At 31.8% G+C, this 7,086-nt stretch carries 4 protein-coding genes; all 4 read left to right on the top strand.

Annotated features, from left to right (window positions below):
* Window positions 1-9: 9 nt before the first annotated feature.
* The 4 genes from M72_RS13195 (at window position 10) to M72_RS13210 (ending at window position 6,641) form a co-directional block, all read left to right on the top strand.
* The gene (locus M72_RS13195; RefSeq protein WP_055068543.1) at window positions 10-1,569 is read left to right on the top strand and encodes an ATP-binding protein; all 1,560 of its coding nucleotides are present in this window, start codon (window positions 10-12) and stop codon (window positions 1,567-1,569) included.
* Entirely contained in the window at window positions 1,569-3,431 is a 1,863-nt protein-coding gene (locus M72_RS13200; RefSeq protein ID WP_141652745.1) for a radical SAM protein, read from the top strand. The genes M72_RS13195 and M72_RS13200 overlap by 1 nt, the downstream gene beginning before the upstream one ends.
* A 123-nt stretch (window positions 3,432-3,554) precedes the next feature.
* Complete coding sequence (locus M72_RS13205) at window positions 3,555-4,142, top strand: class I SAM-dependent methyltransferase (RefSeq protein WP_082413924.1); 588 nt, start codon at window positions 3,555-3,557, stop codon at window positions 4,140-4,142.
* Between the two features lie 3 nt (window positions 4,143-4,145).
* On the top strand, window positions 4,146-6,641 hold the full coding sequence (locus tag M72_RS13210; protein WP_055068546.1) for a DEAD/DEAH box helicase: 2,496 nt from the start codon (window positions 4,146-4,148) through the stop codon (window positions 6,639-6,641).
* The last annotated feature ends 445 nt before the right edge of the window (window positions 6,642-7,086 follow it).

Raw genomic sequence — 7,086 nt, forward strand, 5'->3', positions numbered from 1 at the left:
TGTTAAGTAATGGCTGTAGGAAAAAATTTTTTGGAAAATATAACAGTAGCAATGTATGAGAATAGTTTTACAATATATAGAGAATTTATTCAAAATGCAGCTGATTCGATAGATAAAGCAATTGCTAGAGGAATAATTGAAAAAGACGAGGCTTACATAGATATACATATTGAATATAACAAACGAAAAATAAGCGTATTTGATAATGCATGTGGAATCCCTATGCGAGAATTTAAAAAGAAAATGATGGATGTAGCAGATTCTGATAAAGATAGAGACAAAGAGAAGGGGTTTCGAGGTATTGGACGTTTGGCAGGGTTGGGATATTGTGATAAATTAATCTTTCACACGTCAGCAAGAGGTGAGGAAAAAGAATCTATAATAACATGGAATGGTATAAAATTGAGAGAAATAGTTAATGATCCAAGTCAGCATCCTTCATCTGAGCAACTTATTGATGAAATAACAAATGTAGAATATGTTGTTGCAGATAAGGAGGAACATTTTTTTGAAGTGATAATGGAGGATGTAAGTTTTGAAAGTGATGATTTGCTAGATGAACAACAGGTGATCAAATATCTGAGTGCAGTTGCGCCAGTCCCATATGCCAATTATTTTATCTTTTCATCTAAGATAAAAGAGTTTGCAAAAGAAAATAGTTTTAGAATTGATGAATATAATGTTTCCGTTAATGGAAATCAACTTTTTAAACCATATAGAACTATATTATATGAGGGACATAGTAATGATGATAAAAAAGAATATGATCAAATATATGATGTAGAATTTAAGATATTTAAAGATCCAATGGAAAAAGTGATTGCTTGGATGTGGTTTGGAATTGCAAAATTTGAAAAAGTAATTCCTACAGTCAACGAAATGCGTTGTATTCGTTTGCGTAAAGAAAATATACAAATTGGTGATGAGAATACGATGGGAAAGTTTTTTAAGCAGGAGAGGGGAAATAGTTATTATATAGGAGAGGTGTTTGCTGTAGATAATAATTTGATACCTAATGCTAGAAGAGATTATTTTAATCCTAATCCGTCTGCTAAAAAATTTGAGGAGTCTTTACATAACTTTTTTTATTTAGAATTATATAATTTGTATTATTATGCAAGTAAAGTACGAGGTGCCCAAAAGGCGGTTGTAAATTTTAAAAAGAAAGAAAGGGAATATAATAGCAAGTTACAAAATGCTGGTTTTATAGATACAGAGGAACAAAAAGCAGCTCAAAAAGAAATTGAGACGGAAAAATCAAAACTCGAAAAAGCAAAAAGGGAAATCGAAAATAGAAAAAAAGATGCCAATGCAAATGAAATGTACAATAGAGTATTTACAGAAATAGAAAAAACTTATAAAACTCAAAAAGAGGAACCGCATAATGTTAACATACTGCAAAATGATCAGTCAGATAAAGGTAAAAAATATTTAACCCAGTCATTGTCTAAGTATAGTAAAAGAGAACAGAAGTTAATAACCCGTATTTATAACATTATTAAAATGATGTTGCCCAAAGACATGGCTGATATGGTAATAAAAAAGATACAGGAAGAATTGAGTAAATAATGAGAAAAATTTTGCTTGTTGAGCCAAATTATAAAAATAAGTATCCACCCATGGGATTAATGAAACTTGCTACATATTATCGTCGATTAGGTGATGATGTAACTTTTTTTAAGGGGGATCTGAAAGATTTAGTTTTAAATAATACATATGATGCATTGCTAAAGCAATTATATGCAAATGATAATAAAATTTTTTGGGAACAATATAAGCCAGAGATATGTAAATATATCTCCAGAGGATCACAAGAAGCGTTGGAAAACATACCATTAATTCATGAAAATGCAATTATATTGGAATTGTTAAAATATTATAGAAAATATTTTAGAAAAAAAGAATATTTTAAACCTGAAAACAGAATATATGATAGAGTGGGAATAACAACTTTATTTACTTTTTATTGGGATATAACGATTAAGACTATTAATTTTGCTAAGCAACTTTGCAAAAGCCAAAAAGAGGTTATGGTTGGAGGGGTGATGGCCTCTATATTGCCAGATAAGATTGAAGAGGCAACAGGAATTAGACCATATGTTGGAACGTTGAGTACAGCAGGACAGCTAGATGAAGGTAATGATATGATAATTGATTTGCTACCACTAGATTATTCGATATTAGAAGAAATAGACTATGTATATCCGGAAAATGATGGATATTTAGCATATATGACTAGAGGTTGCATTAACAAATGTGCATTTTGTGCTGTTCCAAAGTTGGAACCAGAATATAAGGAATTTTTACCTATAATAGAACAGATTCGGTATACAAATGAACGGTTTGGTGGGAAAAAAAATTTGTTATTACTTGATAATAATGTATTAGCATCATGTCAATATAACCATATAATTGATGAAATAAAAGAAGCTGGATTTACAGTGGGGAGTATTTTTGTCGAGCCTAATAAATTTGAGATTGCTGTGAAAAATTTGAGAGAGGGATATAATGAAAAAGCATATATTAAAGCAATTGTTCGTCAATATAAGTTAATAATAGGTAAGTATGGAGAAAAAATACAAGATATATATGATTTGCTAGAAAAAAAATATTTGTTGAATGATTATACGGCCAAAAAAGAAACTATTTTATCAACGTATGAGATTGTAAAACCTGTATTTGAAGACTATTACAGAAAAAAAAGAGGGAAAAGAAGATGTGTGGATTTTAATCAGGGAATTGATTCACGATTAATTAATGATACAAACATGGAAAAAATGGCCGAAATACCAATAAGACCAGTTAGAATTGCCTTTGATCATTGGAATCTTCATAAAAAATATGAGAATGCAGTAAGAATTGCGGTAAAACATGGGCATACATGTTTGTCTAATTATGTATTATATAATTTTGAAGATGAACCATTAGAGTTATATTGGAGATTGAAATTAAATGTTGATTTATGTGAGGAATTAGATATAAATATTTATTCATTTCCGATGAAATATCATCCAATAGAAGATCCTAAATATTTTAGTAATCGAGATTATATAGGAAAGCATTGGAATCGAAAATTCATAAGAACGATACAGGCAATATTAAATTCTACAAAAGGAAAGGTTGGTAAGGGGAAAAAATTTTTTGAAAAGGCTTTTGGAAAAGATGAAGAAGAATTTAATAAATTATTGTATATGCCAGAAATTATGATTATTTATCGTGCTCATTTTGATGAGAACGGTTTATCAAATCAATGGTGGAAAGAATATTCAGCATTAACAGATGATCAAAAAAATGTGGTTAACCCTATCATATATAGTAATTCTTTTGATGATTATGAAAGTGATGTACATGATTTATCCTGCTTAAGAGTTTTATCATATTATAGAATTAAAAGCAAAGATGTTACAGAAGATAATATAGAAATTTTATGATAAAATAAGTAAGATAAAATACGCAAAAATAGGAAATAATGATTTTTTCAAACTTGTGTAGCCGATATTACTGGTGTTTGGATTGGATGAAGGGAAGAATTATTGGATAATAAATACGTAGAATTGAAAAATACACTTAATTATTATAATAATAACGCAACTTCTTTTGCATTGTCTACTGTAACTGTTGATTTTCAACATACACAAGACAGATTTCTAAGCTTTCTTCCAATTAATGCCTTCATCTTAGATTTTGGTTGTGGATCTGGTCGTGATACAAAGTATTTCATGGAACATGGATATAGAGTGGAAGCAACGGATGGTTCAGAAGAGTTGTGCAAATTAGCAAGCACATATACTGGAGTTTCGGTTAAATATATGCTATTTCAGGAGTTGGACGAGCAGAAAAAATATGATGGCATTTGGGCATGTTCCTCTATTTTGCATTTGTCAAAGGATGAACTTAAAAATGTTATGCAGCGAATGTTGTGTGCATTGAAGGATGATGGAGTGATTTATACATCGTTTAAATATGGAACATTTGAGGGCGAACGAAATGGAAGATATTTTACTGATTTTACAAAAAAAACATTTGATGGATTTTTAAGTGGTATAAGACATGTAAAGATAGAAGAACAATGGCTGACAGGAGATGTGAGACCAGGCCGTGAGTCGGAACAATGGCTGAATCTTATACTGAGGAAAGAGTGACGAATGGATAAAGTATTAAAGCTGGAAAACGGACAATATGATTTGATAGAAACAGTCTTATATCCAAATGGTGGTGCAAGCTATTTTTATGTAAGAGATCAGCAGGCTATTATTATTGATGATGGGATATGTAATTACAAAAAGGATGAGAAACCTTTTTCCTATTCTTTAATTACGGACAAGCAAAATACATATATGAATAAATATGCAAAAGTATATCGCTTTCTAAAAGAAGATATGGGAATAATCAATGAAGTGATTACATTGCCATGCAAAAAGGAAGAAATACCAATAAAGTATGTGGCAAATCGCGAAGATCATGCAGATGCCTCTCCATTGGAAATCGACTTTGAAAATAATTTTGCAAGTGTATATGGTCGTAATAGCTTGAAATATTTACAGAAAGAATATGGTATTTTGGACGAACAGGGGAATAATTATTTCCTGGATTATTTGTTAAGAACAAAGCATGGGGATTATGCAGTTGAAGAAAATGGGGTAACTTATCATCATCCGCAGCAGATCGGTTTGGAACGTTATCGCAGACAGCTGCAAAAACAAAATACATGTACGGAATGGGGAATTAAGTTATATCGTTTTTCTTCAGAAGATTGTAGATTTGAAAATCGAATTGAGGATGACATAAAAACTTTTTTCGGTGAAAATACCGATGAGTTTGAAGAAAATGGACTCCTTGCTGATCGTCCGGTAAAGTTATATGAGCATCAGGAAAATACGCTTGAGGAAATACAAAAACAGCGTGCTGCGGGAATAAATACATTTCTTGTGGTATTTCCAACGGCAAGTGGAAAATCCAGGATTGTGGAAGAAGATTTGCGTATTTTTTCCAGAAAAAATACAGAATTTCATGCGCTTATTATGGCTCCTAATACAAACATTATTGATGATTGGAGGCAGCGAGTGAAGAAATCTCTCCCAGATCTGCAGGAGCAAATTGAAATTTGTTCATTTGCTTATATGATGCGGAACTATCAGAAATATGCGCAGGAAAAATATAATTATATTGTAGTAGATGAAGCTCATCACGCAGTTTCCCCAGTTTTAAAACGAGTTATTCAGTATTTTACGCCTGATTTTTTGATTGGTCTTACAGCAACCGATCAACGACCAGACAAAAAGAAGTTGGAGACAATATTTGGTAATTATAAGACAGGCTTATCTTTGGTTGATGCGATGAAAAAGAAAATTGTTGCAGAGGCAAATGTATGTCGTATTGAAACCAATCTGGATTTGAGTCATATTCGATTCAATGGCAAAGATTATATTAATGCTGATTTGGAAAAGAGTATTCGTGTAAAGTCCAGAAATGAATTGATTGCAGATGTGTTATACAACTATTTTTCGGAAGGAAAAGCTGGACAGTTGCAGGGAGTCGTGTTTTGTGTAAATACAAATCATGCACAGGAGATGGAGCGTGTTTTAAATGCGAAAGGTCTTTTGGCAAAGGCATATACCAGAAAAACAAAAAATCCAGATGAAGTTATGCAGCAGTTTCGCGAGAAAAAAATACGTTTTTTGTGTGCTTGTGAAATGATTTCGGAGGGATGGGATTATCCGGAGCTTGGAATTCTGGTAATGGCGCGTCCAACACTTTCCAAGGTCCTTTATATGCAGCAAATTGGCAGAGGACTTCGACGAACAAATACAAAAACGAACGTGTTTGTTATTGATGTAGTAGATGAGTATGGTGCCATGGCAAAACCGTGTTCCATGCATTCTATTTTTTCTAATCCATTTTACACTGCATTTGGAAGTATTTTAAAAAGAGATTATTCCGTGGGAGATATGATAGAAGTAGATGGTCTACATGAAACAGTAGAGCGTATTGTGCAGGTGGACATTGAAACTTTCGAAGAAAAATATGGTGATTATTTAAATCAGGAACAGCTGGCGAGAGAATTTTATTTAAGTACGGGAACTATTACCAGCTGGGTTACCAAAGGTAAAATTTCTCCGGATGAAATGATTGCTTTTGGAAGTAGAAAAATTTATCTTTTTGCACCAAAACATGTGAAGCAGATTCGTGAGGAAAATAATATTCCAGAACATACAGAGGAAACGATCAAAACGGACTTCTTTGATTTTCTGGAAGAACGTGATTACAGTCTTTCTTACAAGATGCCGTTTCTTCTTTCATTCCTAAAAAATATGAACGAAATTGGAGATGCAAAAATTGATAATGTGCTCACAGATTATATTGCTTTTTACCAAAACAGGATTGATAAGGGACTACCGGTAGATCGGTCAAGTTGTCCATATAATACAGAACGATTGAAAGATCGGAAATATATTAAAAGCAATATGCTGACAAATCCTTTTGAAAAATTTGAGCGTAAACGGTTCCTGTATTATTCAAAAGATTTGAATGTGATTTCTATGAATCATGCGCTTTTTATTAAAATGAGTAAGCACGATTTTGAAAAAGTGAAGGTGCAGATGGAAGAGGATTTGGAGAAGTATTATGAAAGAGTTAAATAAAAGAGTGTGTGACAAAATTGCAGTAAAGAAACTATTTATATTGGGAAATAATTATGGCAATTAATTGACTACAAATATGCTTTAAAATAAAATAGATAAAAGAAAAAATATAGTTTGGAAAGAAAAGGGCAAATTTTTATGGATATAAATACAATTGTTTTAGTAATAACATGTGCATTTTCTGGTATTTCAATAATTGTATCAGTTTTAAGCCTAAGTAATACGAGAAAGATAGCAAATAAAAATGGATATATAAATACGTAACGGCATCAAGAGAACGGTGGGTGAGTAGTTTGCAAAGTAATGGTTCCTCCTATTTGGCCATTGTAGATTCAATATTTTTACAGAGAGAAAATAGAATACAATAGGTAATTGCGAAACTCGCGATGCTCGTTCGCAAACTTGAATCAAAATAGAAACAGAATTGAGCATAGCATGATTTTAA

It is taken from the genome of Roseburia faecis, from assembly GCF_001406815.1.
In the GTDB taxonomy this organism is placed as follows: Bacteria; Bacillota; Clostridia; order Lachnospirales; family Lachnospiraceae; genus Roseburia; species Roseburia faecis.